Here is a 13,451-nt window from a genome sequence, read left to right as displayed (position 1 = left end):
GCTAAAGGTGCAGCATATGAATCCTTTCCATGGTCGGCATTTTCAGGGCGAAATCATTCTTTGGGCTGTGCGCTGGTATTGTAAATATGGCATTAGCTATCGTGAACTGCAGGAAATGCTGGCCGAACGGGGTGTGAATGTTGATCACACGACTATTTACCGTTGGGTTCAACGTTATGCTCCTGAAATAGAAAAACGTTTACGCTGGTATTGGCGTAATCCTACAGATCTGAGCTCGTGGCATATTGATGAAACCTATGTAAAAGTGAATGGACGATGGTCTTATCTGTATCGTGCAGTCGATCAACGTGGCGATACCATTGATTTTTATCTTTCTTCTAGACGTAATACCAAATCAGCATATTGTTTTCTTGGAAAAATTTTAAATAATGTGAAGAAGTGGCAAATTCCACAAGTGATCAACACGGATAAAGCACCCACATATGGACGTGCTTTATCACGGTTAAAACGGGAAGGTAAATGTCCACCAGACCTTGAGCACAGGCAGATTAAGTATAAAAATAACGTGATTGAATGTGATCATGGCAAGCTAAAGCGGATCATCAGGGCCACATTAGGATTCAAATCTATGAAGACGGCTTATGCCACAATTAAAGGTATTGAAGTCATGCGTGCACTACGTAAAGGACAAGCATCGTCATTTTATTATGGTCAGCCTCAGGGTGAAGTGTGTCTAATCAACAGGGTTTTCGGTCTCTAAGTACTTTTTAAAGGGAACATCATCGACTCAAATCTCTATTTGCAACAGTGCCATTATTAGTAACTTGCTACAGACTGACCGTCTGAATTAACCAGACAGTATAGCCGACGAAAAATAGTACTAAAGTAGTGCCAGAAGTACGACCGAATACACGCTTGGTTTTAAATGCAAATAGACACATCACAAACAGTAGTAAGGTTAAGAGACTCATCGCTAATATATCACGCGACAGAATAATGCTACTCGGAGTAATAGGCGCAATGAGTGCTGCTATACCTACGACTCCTAAAGTATTAAAAACGTTAGAGCCTATAATATTACCCAAAGCCATATCATGCTCACCTTTACGTGCGGCCGACAAGCTCGCAACTAATTCAGGCAGTGACGTACCGATAGCGACGATAGTGAGACCAATGATAAGCTCACTCAAGCCCCATAAAGTAGCAAGTTCAGTAGCGCCCCAAACGATAGCGCGCGAGCTTAGTATTAATACGAACAAACCAAGAAATAACCTACCTAAACCTTGTGCCATACTGTGTTCAGCCTTTGCAGTTTCTTCTACAGTATCGTCTTCATGTTCGTGGTTGCCTTCACGCAGGCTCAAGATGATTTGTATGCCTAAGACAACGACTAGAAGCACTATCAATACTATACCGTCGGTATTACCTAAGACACCATCGCTTAATTGCCAAGCAGCTACTGCCGTCACCAACAGTAGTAAAGGCATATCACGATTGATAATACTTTTTCGGATAATAATTGGACTTATTAATACCGTTGCGCCTAATACTAAGGCGATATTAACAATGTTAGAACCATAAGCATTACCCAATGCCAGCCCAGGGCTACCTTCTAAAGCAGCTAACATGGACACTATCATCTCTGGTGCTGAAGTGCCTAAACCTAGAATGATGACACCAATCAAAAAGCTGGGTACATTCAGCTTATTAGCTAAAGCGACGGCACCATCAATAAAAACATCAGCACTCCAAACCAAGATTGCTAGACCTACTACTACTACTGCTAGCATTGCTAACCACATCAGTGCGTTTCCTTATAAAAATTAGAGTAATCGTTAAGAAAAATGGGCATAAAAAATTGAGCAATAGAAGGCTAAGTTTTATAGTAGCATAAGCAACCAGCGCAATTATGAGGAAAGGTATTATTGTTTTTTATACTTTGAAGTCCTTAATGTCTCATTCAGTCTTGAAAGCATGATTAGTGCATTTGCGATTACCAATGATGTGATTTTCATCATATTAAGCCTTATAATTAATACCATCAAAAACCTTAAGATATCCATATGCTAAAGAAAACTGAGCAAAGATTAGAGAAAATCATATTTAATAGCCGTTGGCTACTAGCCCCATTTTATTTGGGATTAGTGCTCGGTATTATTTTATTATTTATCAAGTTTTTCCAAGAAATGTGGCATATGATCACCCATGTGCTCAGTGCGTCTGAAGCCGATGTGATCGTTGGTGCGTTAGCTCTTATCGACATGGCATTGGTCGCAAGTTTGTTACTCATCATTATATTCAGTGGTTACGAAATTTTTGTCTCAAAAATTGATACAGGGGGGCATGAGGATCGTCCTGAATGGATGGGAAAAACTAATTTCTCTGGCCTAAAACTTAAAGTCATTGGTGCTATTGTTGCCATTTCTGCTATCGATCTTCTTAAATCATTTATGGATATACCCAAAGATATGAGCGAGGGTGATGCTGATAGATTGATGTGGAAAGTGATTATTCATATGACGTTTGTACTTTCAGGCCTATTGTTTGCCTTGATGGACAAGATTGTTGGTGATACTAAAAAACATTAAAAAAAGCTCAATAGAAATCTATTTATTAATTTACGCAAATAGGCGCAAAGGAGCGTAGATGGCATGAGCTAGTTTATTAACCTTATTCGATGACATTAGTATGATGAGTGTTTATGTGACTTGTGCATTAAAATCCTGATGGTAATCTAATCAAGATCTATGAACGTCTAACAGAGATAGAGATTTTAACAAAACTTAAAAATAAGCAGCCAACCTTTTTAGTCTACTTCGTATAACAGCCATTATGTTAAATAGGGCTTAATTTGAGTTTCAGAATGGATGTAAAGAGGATGTTTTGGTTCACCTGTTTTATTTAATTCTAGATAATAAAGTTTACCCTTTAATAGTTCTTTTACAGTAGAGGACCTTTGTTGATACCCCCCATTATTACCCCAACAAGCAATAATTCTTTGGGATTTGGAAGCTATTTCGCTTAAGTAAAAATCATTATCTGAGCCAATGGGATCTTCTTGAGACATCATTTCTTGTGGATCAGTTGCTCTATATGCAAAGAGATTAGCCATATAAATACCACCGCCACCCCAACTTTTGGCAAGGTTGATACAACGAGTGATAGTGGGATCATCTTGAATATGATCTGCAGTTGAGGGATTCAAACCAATAAAAGAAAACATTGGTTTCTCTTTATCCCAGATACGCCATAGAGAATAACGATATTTACTGCAATCTGAAATTATTGCTCCCTTTTCCATAACACCCTCAATTTAAATATGTTCTGGATAAATATTTTCTTAATATTTTTCCTACTATAGGAAATCATTTATTCGTCTTGGAAGTTTAAAAATTTATTAGTAATATATTCTACAAATATGTTGAGTATACTACATGTCTATTTCTTTGCTCATAACATCTCTGCCTACACAGAACACAAGCACTCGGATGAGAGTCTGGCGATCTTTGAAAGCAAGTGGTGCCGCGACCCTTAGAGATGGGGTCTACATACTCCCTATTAATCATAGTGAGAAGTTTACCTCTATTGCTAATGATGTTGTTTCTGAACAAGGAACTGCTTATATGTTTTACGCAGAGCCACCTTTAAATCTTGAACTCGCACCTATTTTCAGTCGAAAAGAAGAGTACGAAACCCTCTATAAACAACTCACGGAAATAAGAGATCGTCAAACTAAAGATGATAAGAAAGAACTACTCAAACAGATTCGTAAATTAAGAAAAAGCATCGATGCACTTGTAGACATTGACTATTATCCAGATGAGACTCAAGTACAGGTTCTTAATGAACTTTCCTTATTGGAACTCACTATTGCACGTCTAGGTGAAGTCAATGAACCTAAAGCTATACAAGCTCATATTCAACATCTGGATAAAGGTAATTATCAAAACAGAATTTGGGCAACACGACAAAGGCCTTGGATTGATCGTCTAGCTTCTGCATGGCTAATCAAGACTTTTATAGATACCTCACCAACATTCATTTGGTTAGAAACGCCAAGTGACTGCCCCAAAGATGCATTTGGATTCGATTTTGATGGTGCAACTTTCAGTCATGTCAATCATTGGGTGACCTTCGAAGTTCTTTTACATAGTTTTGATCTAGAAACACCCGCATTAAAGAAAATCGCTGAAATTGTTCATTACCTTGATGTAGGAGGAATTGAGCCTCCAGAAGCGATCGGTATTGAAAAAGTTATTCAAGGAATTCGAAGTCAGATAAGTGACGATGACCAATTATTTGCATTATCGAATCACATTTTCGATGGCTTATATGCCAACCTATCAAGAGAATAATCATGGAACAAGAACTTGTTATACAACCAGAACAAGAGATACAGTCAGTTTCATTTTGGCAAGCATTCCTATTCTGGCTTAAATTGGGGTTCATTAGTTTTGGGGGGCCCGCAGGTCAAATTGCGGTCATGCACCAAGAACTGGTTGAAGAAAAGCGGTGGATTTCAGAGAAGCGATTTTTGCATGCACTGAACTATTGTATGCTCTTACCGGGTCCTGAAGCACAACAATTAGCAACTTATATCGGTTGGTTAATGCATAGAACCGTCGGTGGTTTAGTTGCAGGGATTCTTTTTGTACTACCCTCACTATTTATTTTAATTGGTCTTTCATGGGTTTATGTAAAATTTAGTGATGTACCCATTATTGCAGGGCTCTTTTACGGTATTAAACCTGCTGTTGTTGCCATTGTTTTTCATGCAACACATCGAATCGGCAGTCGATCACTTAAAAATAAATTTTTATGGCTGATTGCAGCCCTTTCATTTATTGCTATATTTTTCTTCAACTTACCCTTTCCTTTAATTGTGCTCTCTGCCGCAATCATTGGTTATCTAACCAGAAAAAAATATCCAAGCCTATTTTCTGGTGGAAACGCACACCAGCAGAGTAAAAAAGATTATGGTCGTGCTTTAATTGATGATGATACTCCTACACCTGAACATGCGATCTTTAGCTGGAAACGATTGGGCAGTATTCTGCTAATTGGTGGTCTACTGTGGTTTATTCCAATCCTGAGCCTAAGCTTAACGCTGGGGTGGGATCATACTTACACCCAAATGGCTTGGTTCTTTACGAAAGCGGCCCTGCTCACCTTTGGTGGTGCCTATGCAGTATTGCCTTATGTTTATCAGGGTGCTGTAAGCTATTACGGTTGGTTAAGTCCGACTCAAATGATAGATGGCTTAGCTCTAGGTGAAAGCACGCCCGGCCCTTTAATTATGGTGGTCGCATTTGTTGGCTTTTTAGGAGCATTCAATCAAGCAATCTTAGGCTCAGATCATTTATTCTTGGCGGGCACCATTGGAGCAAGCATAGTCACTTGGTTTACTTTCCTGTTTTCCTTTGTTTTTATTTTAGCTGGTGCACCAATTATCGAATCAACACATAATGAGCTCAAATTTACAGCTCCGTTAACGGCTATTACAGCCGCAGTTGTTGGTGTGATTCTTAACCTTGCCCTATTTTTTGCTTATCATGTACTTTGGCCAACAGGTTTTAACGGCTCTTTCGATATTGTTGCTGCGTTAATTGCACTTGTAGCTTTGGTTGGCTTATTTCATTTCCAGCTCAAAGTGATGTACGTCCTTGCAGCTTCAGCATTAATTGGTTTAATTTGCTTTAACTTTCTTTCTATGTAATTTAAACAGTCGAAGTATAAACTTCGACTGTTTTTTTATATCTTTATATTTCTATTTGACTGTGCCTTTCAGCTACATATTCTCAATTCTTTTAAATCGTTATAACAGTCTTAATTTATTAACCATCTGTATTACCTCTCTAATTATTGCTACTCCATTTTTTATTCTTTTAGGATGGGGGCATACTGGAAAGATTGCTGAAGATTGGTGGAAGATGTATACCGAAACATGGGCTAGCTTTATGGCTCTATTTCCTGGCTTATGTTATTGGTTATTTCTGATTGATCTAAAAGACAAGAAATCAAAAATATTGAACAAACCATTACGTAAAGATTCTTAAATTTTTCTAAAATTAACATAATACACCTTATACGTAATGTGTTATAATTCCACTTAGAAATCAATGCTGTAGTTTCTAGTTGATAGCCCACCTTCCCCAAGGTGGGCTTTTTTTGTGATTTTTCACGTTCCACGCTTAAAATTCGAACAGTGTTTCATGATTTTTATAAGTCAAACTAAATTTAGTTGCTAATCCCAATAAGCTATTCACTAACTTGTAAATATCGGTATACCGCCTGACGACTAATCCCAAAAGCTTTCCCTAATGCCATTTTCGATGGATACTTCCCCTCCTTCCATGCTTGTCGTAAAGCTTCAGCTTGGTCAGGCTTTAGTTTATGCACCCGACCTTTGTACTTCCCCTGAGCAGAGGCGAGTTTTATGGCACTGTTGCAAATAGAGATTTGAGTCGATGATGTTCCCTTTAAAAAGTACTTAGAGACCGAAAACCCTGTTGATTAGACACACTTCACCCTGAGGCTGACCATAATAAAATGACGATGCTTGTCCTTTACGTAGTGCACGCATGACTTCAATACCTTTAATTGTGGCATAAGCCGTCTTCATAGATTTGAATCCTAATGTGGCCCTGATGATCCGCTTTAGCTTGCCATGATCACATTCAATCACGTTATTTTTATACTTAATCTGCCTGTGCTCAAGGTCTGGTGGACATTTACCTTCCCGTTTTAACCGTGATAAAGCACGTCCATATGTGGGTGCTTTATCCGTGTTGATCACTTGTGGAATTTGCCACTTCTTCACATTATTTAAAATTTTTCCAAGAAAACAATATGCTGATTTGGTATTACGTCTAGAAGAAAGATAAAAATCAATGGTATCGCCACGTTGATCGACTGCACGATACAGATAAGACCATCGTCCATTCACTTTTACATAGGTTTCATCAATATGCCACGAGCTCAGATCTGTAGGATTACGCCAATACCAGCGTAAACGTTTTTCTATTTCAGGAGCATAACGTTGAACCCAACGGTAAATAGTCGTGTGATCAACATTCACACCCCGTTCGGCCAGCATTTCCTGCAGTTCACGATAGCTAATGCCATATTTACAATACCAGCGCACAGCCCAAAGAATGATTTCGCCCTGAAAATGCCGACCATGGAAAGGATTCATATGCTGCACCTTTAGCTAAAACAGTCTTCAGCTTACCATTCGTGGTTATTTGCAACAGTGCCCTTCAGCTTACCATTCGTGGTTATTTGCAACAGTGCCGTAATTCCACCCAGGAAGAATGCCAAGCCCTGGAAAGATTCTAAAATCAGTTCAATAGAACGAAATGAGTTACTTCAAACGGTTAAGCATTTAGGCAGAACCCTATGGAAAAAATGGTCGGGCTATCACCGTCGCAGTTTGGTGGAAACCAAGATGCATTGCATCAAATTATTAGGAGATAAGCTGACGGCAAGACATTTTCAAAGTCAGGTCAATGAAGTTCATGCGCGTGTGGCAGTTCTGAATAGATTTACGGAATTAGGTAGACCTCACACCCAAGTTGTCACTTAAATTTGAATGGATTGGGGAAAACTCAGCTTTTGAATGTTTATGCAACAAAGCCGGTTTTAGTTATAAACTTATTCATTCAGGAATTATATTGCTGAATGAATAAGTCTAATTGATTTATTTATGCAACCCAACTATTCATTTGATTCATTTGATTCATTTGATTCATTTGATTCATTATTTTTAACTTGTTTTTGTTTAGAATTTTCAACTTTAGAAGCTTTTAAATTCTTTTCAAGAAATAACAAGCCGCCATCTGCATAACTAAAACTTGCGATACTAAAGAATGCACTAATTAACAGTAATTTAGTACAAAATTTATTTTTGAATAGCATGTTTATTTACTCTCATTTAATACTTGTTAGATATTCTAACTTTAAAGAATTAACACCCAGAGGACTCATAAATTACATTCTTGTAATTTTAAAATGTCTCAGGATGGTGTTTAAAGTGCGTGTGATAAATAGAAGTGTAATACAGGAAAATGGTAAGGTTTATCAGCCTAGTCATCTGTCCATTATGTAGAAAGAGCAGCACTTTAATGTTTATGCTGTTCCAATGTATTACATTCCTTACTTTCTATTTGTAACGTAATTTCAGTAATATTATGATTATGTTTTAGAACTTCTAAGGCCTTTTGATAGAGTTGATCTGTATTGCTATTCGGAGCAACCAAATGAGCAGTTAAATGAATATTTTTTGAGGATATAGCCCAGACTTTCAACTGATGAATCCCTTCAACGCCCTCTAGCTTCAATAAATCATTTCTTAACGACTCAATATCAATCTCATCAGGAACTCCTTCAAGCAGAATATTAATACTTTGTTTTAATAAAATCCAAGTTCGAGGTAAGACCCAGAAGCCAATTAACACAGCGATTACGGTATCAACCCACATCCACTGGGTAAAATAAATAACTATTCCTCCGATAATCACGCCTATCGATCCTAGAGCATCACTAAGAACTTCTAAATATGCACCTTTTATATTTAGACTTCCTTCAGCACTAGCAGAAAGGATTTTCATTGAAATCAAATTTACGACCAAACCAATGACCGCGACAATCATCATTTCAACACTTTGAATTTCAGCAGGGTTCGTAAAACGTTGATAAGCTTCATATACAATATATATTGCTACCACAAAAAGCATCACCGCATTAAACAGAGCCGCTAAAATTTCAAATCGCTGATAGCCAAAAGTTCTTTTATCATCTGCGGCTTTTTTACCAATTTTGATAGCGGCAAGAGCAATAGCTAAAGCGGCTACATCAGTAAACATATGAGCTGCATCAGATAACAAAGCCAAACTTTGGGTAATAAAAGCAGCGACAACTTCTACTATTAAAAAAGTAGTCGTTAAACCTAAGGCAACCATTAACTTCTTACTATTTTCTTCAGTAACAACCGCATGGCTATGATCATGATGTTCTGACATAAAATATTTTCCTTATTCTATTTATGATGAGCAGAGATATTGGATAACAGCCAATATCTCTGCTGTAAATCGACTAATCTATTGGATTAAGAAACTTTCTTTTCATTCATCCAGCGGTACAGTACGGGCAATAAAACCAATGTAAGCAGGGTAGAGGAGATAATTCCTCCAATAACCACTGTTGCTAAAGGTCTCTGTACTTCTGCCCCAGTTCCGGTTGCCAAAGCCATCGGGACAAACCCAAGGGACGCCACACAAGCGGTCATCAGCACAGGTCTAAGACGCAAAATTGCACCCTGCCACGTTGCATAATAAAGGTCATATTGTTGTCGCAACTCTTTGATAAAGGTGAGCATGACTAAGCCATTCAGTACAGCCACCCCCGATAGTGCAATGAAGCCAACCCCTGCTGACATGGATAATGGAATGTCACGCAACCACAACGCGATTAAGCCTCCACATAAGGCAAACGGTACACCACTAAAGACCAGTAAGCTTTCTTTGATATTATGGAATACAGCCATCAATAAAATAAAGATCGTCAACAATGCGAGCGGAACCACCAATTGCATACGCGCTTTTGCAGACATCAGATTTTGAAATTGACCGCCATAATCTATCCAATAACCGCTTGGTAATTCCTGTTTGGATAACGTGCTCTGAAGCTCTGTTACGAATGAGCCTAAATCACGTCCTTCTACATTTGCAGTAATAACCACTCGACGTTTACCATTTTCACGGCTGACCTGATTAATACCCAGGATATTTTCAACGCGTGCCACATCTTGCAGTTGGACTAAACCACCATTCGGCAATTGAATAGGAAGTACCGCTAACTGTTCAGGACTACGCTGGGATTCATCTAGACGGATGACAAAATCAAAACGCTTGTCTCCCTGTAAAATTGTTCCAACATTCTGGCCACCGACACTTGTAGCTACCAGATCCTGAATTGCTCTTACCGACAAGCCATATTGTGCAGCTCTGGACTTATCCACCTCTACATTCAACAAGGGTAAGCCACTGGTCTGTTCTACATTAACGGCTGTCGCGCCTGAAATTGAGTTAATTTTTTGAGAAATTTTATTCGCTTCGCGATTTAGAATCTCCATGTCATCACCAAATAATTTGACACCCACATCACTTCGCACCCCTGAAATTAACTCGTTAAAGCGCAGTTCAATGGGTTGCGAGAACTCACTGTTATTTCCCGGCAATGTCGCTAAGAAAGTAATCATTCTTTGGCGAAGCTCATCAATCGTTTGTTTTGGATCAGGCCATTCATCATGAGGTTTTAACAGTACCACGCCATCTGAAATGTTGGGTGGCATAACATCTGTGGCCACTTCTGCTGTACCGGTACGAGCAAAGATCGCTTTAATTTCAGGAAATTCTTTCAACAGTAACTTTTCAGTATTTTCCTGCATTCTCAGTGACTGTTCTAACCCTGTACTTGGGGAACGCATTTGCTGAACAGCAAAATCACCTTCACCCAGTTGAGGTGCAAACTCGCTACCTGTTTGAGTGGCTAGCACGCCCGTAAGCACTAAAATACAGGCAGCCACAATAGTCACAAATAAACGAAGCTCATAGGCTTTATCTAAAAGCAGTTCATATTTGGTTTTAAGCCAATGCATCCAGCGACTTTCGGTTTCCTTGACTTCTCCAGTGACAAATAGGGCAACTGCGGCTGGCACAAAAGTGACAGATAAAATCATGGCCCCAATTAAAGCCAGTACAACAGTCATTGCCATAGGATGGAAAAGTTTGGCTTCTACACCCGTCAGGGTAAAGATAGGTAGATAAACCACCAAAATAATTAACTGTCCAAAAATCAGAGGACGACGCGCCTGTTTTGCAGCCAAGAAGACTTCTTTAAATCTTTCAGAACGGCTAAGTAAACCACCTTTCAGCTTCTGAGCTTCTGCTAGCCGACGGATACAGTTTTCTACAATAACCACTGCACCATCAATAATAATACCGAAGTCCAGTGCCCCTAAACTCATCAGATTTGCACTAATCTTCTGCTCTGCCATTCCCGTCAAGGTAAACAGCATTGACAGTGGAATAACGCAAGCCGTGATCAGCGCAGCACGGAAATTACCTAGAAAGAGAAATAAAATAACAATGACGAGGATTGCACCCTCAATCAAATTTTTCTGAACGGTTTTGATCGCCCGATCAACCAAATGCGTACGGTCATACACAGTCTCAATCACCACACCTTTAGGTAGCGATTGCTGGATCGATTGCACCTTTTCATCAATGGCTTGAGCAACGGTACGGCTATTTTCTCCCATCATCATCATGGCAATACCCAATACAGTTTCTTCACCATTATAGGTTGCAGCCCCTGTTCTCAAGTCATGACCAATTGAGACATTGGCGACATCTGCCACCCGAATCGGATAGCCGTTTTTATTGGCAATACTGATGTTCTGGATATCTTCAATCGTGTTTAAAGTGCCGGGAACACGAACCGTTAGCTGTTGTCCATTTTTCTCAATATAGCCAGCACCACGGTTTTCATTATTCTCTGTTAAGGCAGTTTGTAAATCAGACAAAGGAATTTGCAATTGTTGCAATCGGTTCAGATCAGGGGCAACCACATAGGTTTTATTAAAGCCACCGATACTGTTGATCTCCGCAACGCCTTTTACGCGCTGTAATTGCGGTCTTACAATCCAATCCTGAATTTCACGTAAATCCATCGCCGAATAAGGGGTTCCATCCGGCTTTTTAGCATTTGGTTCGGCTTTAATCACCCATTGATAGATTTCACCTAAACCTGTCGAAATAGGCGACATGTTAGGTTGCACATCTTCAGGCATTTCTCCCATTGCTTCTTGCAAGCGCTGGTTGATAAGCTGTCTGGCCCAGTAAATATCCGTGCCATCTTCAAAAATGATGGTCACTTGCGATAAGCCGTAGCGTGAAATCGAACGGGTTTGTTCCATTTTCGGCATGCCTGACATGGCATTCTCGATTGGATATGTAATCCGCTGTTCCATTTCTAAAGCCGTAAAACCATTGGCTGAAGTGTTAATCTGCACCTGAGTATTGGTAATATCTGGTACAGCATCAATCGGTAACTTTTGATAACTATAAATACCAATAGCAATCCAAGCCGCAATAAACAGCATGACCCAGATTGCGTTATGGATAGAAAACTGGATCAGTCGATCAAACAGTCCTTCAGGTTTTACCGATTCGTGGTCTGGAATTTGAGGAGTTTCAGTGCTCATGTGAAGCCTCTCCTTTTTCCAGCTCGGATTTCAGTAAAAAACTGCCTTGAGCGGCATATTTTTGTCCCTGACTAAGCCCACTCACCACTTCAATCCATTGGCTCTCCCCAGATGATTGCCCTAATTTCACAGGTTGCGGACTGAATTCAACTTTTTGTCCATGCTGAGTGGCGACAAAAACCACATCTTTTCCATCGACATTCTGAACTGCGGACTTAAGTACCCGTAATGCGGTACTTTCACTCCGTTGTTGCAACTGTACGTTCACCATCAAGTTTGGACGTAATTCGGTTGCATTCGATTCAACTTTTGCTCGCACCTGAAGACGACCTGTTTGAATATCCGCTTCAGTATTTAAAGTCTGAATAACAGCTTGATAAACCTTTTCTGTTTGCAAGGATTTAAATTCGATCTTTTGATTCGGGGCTAAGCCCATAATTTCAGAATTTGGAACAATAAACTCAAGCCAGAGTTGATCTAACCGGTCTATCGTAAAGAGTTGATCGGCTAACTGAACATTTTCCCCGAGAACCAAATCCTTTTTACTGATCACGCCAGAAATGGGAGCTTTCAAAATATAGCGTCCGTTACTGGCATTCACTGCACCAAATGCACTTAAACGTGATTGGGCCGCTTGAACCTGAATTTGTGCCCGTTTATAGCTGTTATAAGCACGTTGATAGTCCTGTTTTGCTGAAATGCCCTGTGACCAAAGCTGACGCTCACGATCATAGTCTTGTTTCGCCAGTTCAAGGTTGGTTTGTTCAATTTTAAGATTGGCCTGCTGATCAACTAGATCAGGAACAAGCAACGCAGCCAAAGGCTGTCCTTTCTGAACTTTTTGACCGAGTTCTACATAGACATTTTCTACATGACCACTAAAACTCGGTGAGACGTGCGCTTGCTGGTCAGTATTCACATTCAGTTTGGCAGGATAAGAACTTAATTTAACCACCGGGCCTTGATCGACCGCTGATAATTGTATGCCCTGTTCCACCAGTTGCTTGGCAGTCAGGCTCACACCTTCTGCATGCTCTTCGGTTTCACCGCCATGTTCTTCTCCGCTTTCTTCCTCTGCATGTTCATCTGATGTTTCCGATTTATTCTTACCCGTTAAGATCAAGAAAATACTGAGGAGTACGGTAGCGCCGATAACCAAACTAATCAGTAGAGGTTGAGAGATTTTTCCGCTCTGTTTTTTTAAGCTGTTTTTAAGATCGAACAT

12 protein-coding genes and 3 pseudogenes are annotated in these 13,451 nt (G+C 39.6%); 7 read left to right on the top strand and 8 right to left on the bottom strand.

Translation table 11 applies throughout. From position 1 onward, the window contains the following. The first annotated feature begins 16 nt into the window (after positions 1-16). On the top strand, positions 17-721 hold the full coding sequence (locus tag ACO1B7_RS17885) for an IS6-like element IS1006 family transposase (protein WP_001067784.1): 705 nt from the start codon (positions 17-19) through the stop codon (positions 719-721). Between the two features lie 67 nt (positions 722-788). On the opposite strand, the gene ACO1B7_RS17880 is transcribed toward ACO1B7_RS17885, so the two are convergent. Further along, entirely contained in the window at positions 789-1,763 is a 975-nt protein-coding gene (locus ACO1B7_RS17880) for a calcium/sodium antiporter (protein WP_005103529.1), read from the bottom strand. A 172-nt stretch (positions 1,764-1,935) separates the two neighbouring features. Here ACO1B7_RS17880 and ACO1B7_RS17875 point away from each other — a divergent pair, with 172 nt between their 5' ends. Continuing rightward, complete coding sequence (locus ACO1B7_RS17875; protein WP_394803983.1) at positions 1,936-2,031, top strand: hypothetical protein; 96 nt, start codon at positions 1,936-1,938, stop codon at positions 2,029-2,031. After that, positions 2,025-2,549, top strand: coding sequence for a TIGR00645 family protein (locus ACO1B7_RS17870; RefSeq protein ID WP_104472915.1), 525 nt, complete (start codon positions 2,025-2,027; stop codon positions 2,547-2,549). The genes ACO1B7_RS17875 and ACO1B7_RS17870 overlap by 7 nt, the downstream gene beginning before the upstream one ends. 242 nt (positions 2,550-2,791) lie before the next feature. Here ACO1B7_RS17870 and ACO1B7_RS17865 read toward each other — a convergent pair whose 3' ends face one another. Next, positions 2,792-3,262 (bottom strand): DUF1643 domain-containing protein, encoded by a 471-nt coding sequence (locus ACO1B7_RS17865; RefSeq protein WP_039048355.1) that lies wholly within the window; start codon positions 3,260-3,262, stop codon positions 2,792-2,794. A gap of 133 nt (positions 3,263-3,395) precedes the next feature. Here ACO1B7_RS17865 and ACO1B7_RS17860 point away from each other — a divergent pair, with 133 nt between their 5' ends. From ACO1B7_RS17860 to ACO1B7_RS17850, 3 genes and pseudogenes are all read left to right on the top strand, one after another. After that, positions 3,396-4,316, top strand: a complete 921-nt coding sequence (locus tag ACO1B7_RS17860; protein ID WP_026438269.1) for a chromate resistance protein ChrB domain-containing protein — start codon at positions 3,396-3,398, stop codon at positions 4,314-4,316. A 2-nt stretch (positions 4,317-4,318) separates the two neighbouring features. Next, complete coding sequence (gene chrA / locus ACO1B7_RS17855) at positions 4,319-5,677, top strand: chromate efflux transporter (protein WP_019838421.1); 1,359 nt, start codon at positions 4,319-4,321, stop codon at positions 5,675-5,677. A gap of 46 nt (positions 5,678-5,723) precedes the next feature. Continuing rightward, positions 5,724-6,017: pseudogene (locus ACO1B7_RS17850) on the top strand (hypothetical protein); the annotation flags it as partial. A gap of 202 nt (positions 6,018-6,219) precedes the next feature. On the opposite strand, the pseudogene ACO1B7_RS17845 reads toward ACO1B7_RS17850, so the two are convergent. Together ACO1B7_RS17845 and ACO1B7_RS17840 are read right to left on the bottom strand one after the other, a co-directional pair. Further along, positions 6,220-6,399: pseudogene (locus tag ACO1B7_RS17845) on the bottom strand (recombinase family protein); the annotation flags it as partial. 52 nt (positions 6,400-6,451) lie between these two features. Continuing rightward, on the bottom strand, positions 6,452-7,156 hold the full coding sequence (locus ACO1B7_RS17840) for an IS6-like element IS1006 family transposase (protein ID WP_001067784.1): 705 nt from the start codon (positions 7,154-7,156) through the stop codon (positions 6,452-6,454). 96 nt (positions 7,157-7,252) lie between these two features. Between ACO1B7_RS17840 and ACO1B7_RS17835 the strand changes: the two are divergent. After that, positions 7,253-7,546 (top strand): annotated as a pseudogene (locus ACO1B7_RS17835) (IS5/IS1182 family transposase); the annotation flags it as partial. Between the two features lie 131 nt (positions 7,547-7,677). On the opposite strand, the gene ACO1B7_RS17830 reads toward ACO1B7_RS17835, so the two are convergent. The 4 genes from ACO1B7_RS17830 to ACO1B7_RS17815 form a co-directional block, all read right to left on the bottom strand. Beyond that, the gene (locus tag ACO1B7_RS17830; protein ID WP_004665980.1) at positions 7,678-7,878 is read right to left on the bottom strand and encodes a hypothetical protein; all 201 of its coding nucleotides are present in this window, start codon (positions 7,876-7,878) and stop codon (positions 7,678-7,680) included. Positions 7,879-8,081: 203 nt separating this feature from the next. After that, a complete protein-coding gene (locus tag ACO1B7_RS17825) occupies positions 8,082-8,981 on the bottom strand; it encodes a cation diffusion facilitator family transporter (RefSeq protein ID WP_004733183.1) in 900 nt (299 codons plus the stop codon). Positions 8,982-9,067: 86 nt separating this feature from the next. After that, on the bottom strand, positions 9,068-12,226 hold the full coding sequence (locus ACO1B7_RS17820) for an efflux RND transporter permease subunit (RefSeq protein WP_004733184.1): 3,159 nt from the start codon (positions 12,224-12,226) through the stop codon (positions 9,068-9,070). Beyond that, the gene (locus ACO1B7_RS17815) at positions 12,216-13,451 is read right to left on the bottom strand and encodes an efflux RND transporter periplasmic adaptor subunit (RefSeq protein ID WP_004281853.1); all 1,236 of its coding nucleotides are present in this window, start codon (positions 13,449-13,451) and stop codon (positions 12,216-12,218) included. The genes ACO1B7_RS17820 and ACO1B7_RS17815 overlap by 11 nt, the downstream gene beginning before the upstream one ends.

Source organism: Acinetobacter lwoffii (assembly GCF_049367455.1).
Taxonomy (GTDB): Bacteria; Pseudomonadota; Gammaproteobacteria; order Pseudomonadales; family Moraxellaceae; genus Acinetobacter; species Acinetobacter lwoffii_W.
This window is presented reverse-complemented; position numbering and strand designations above follow the sequence as displayed.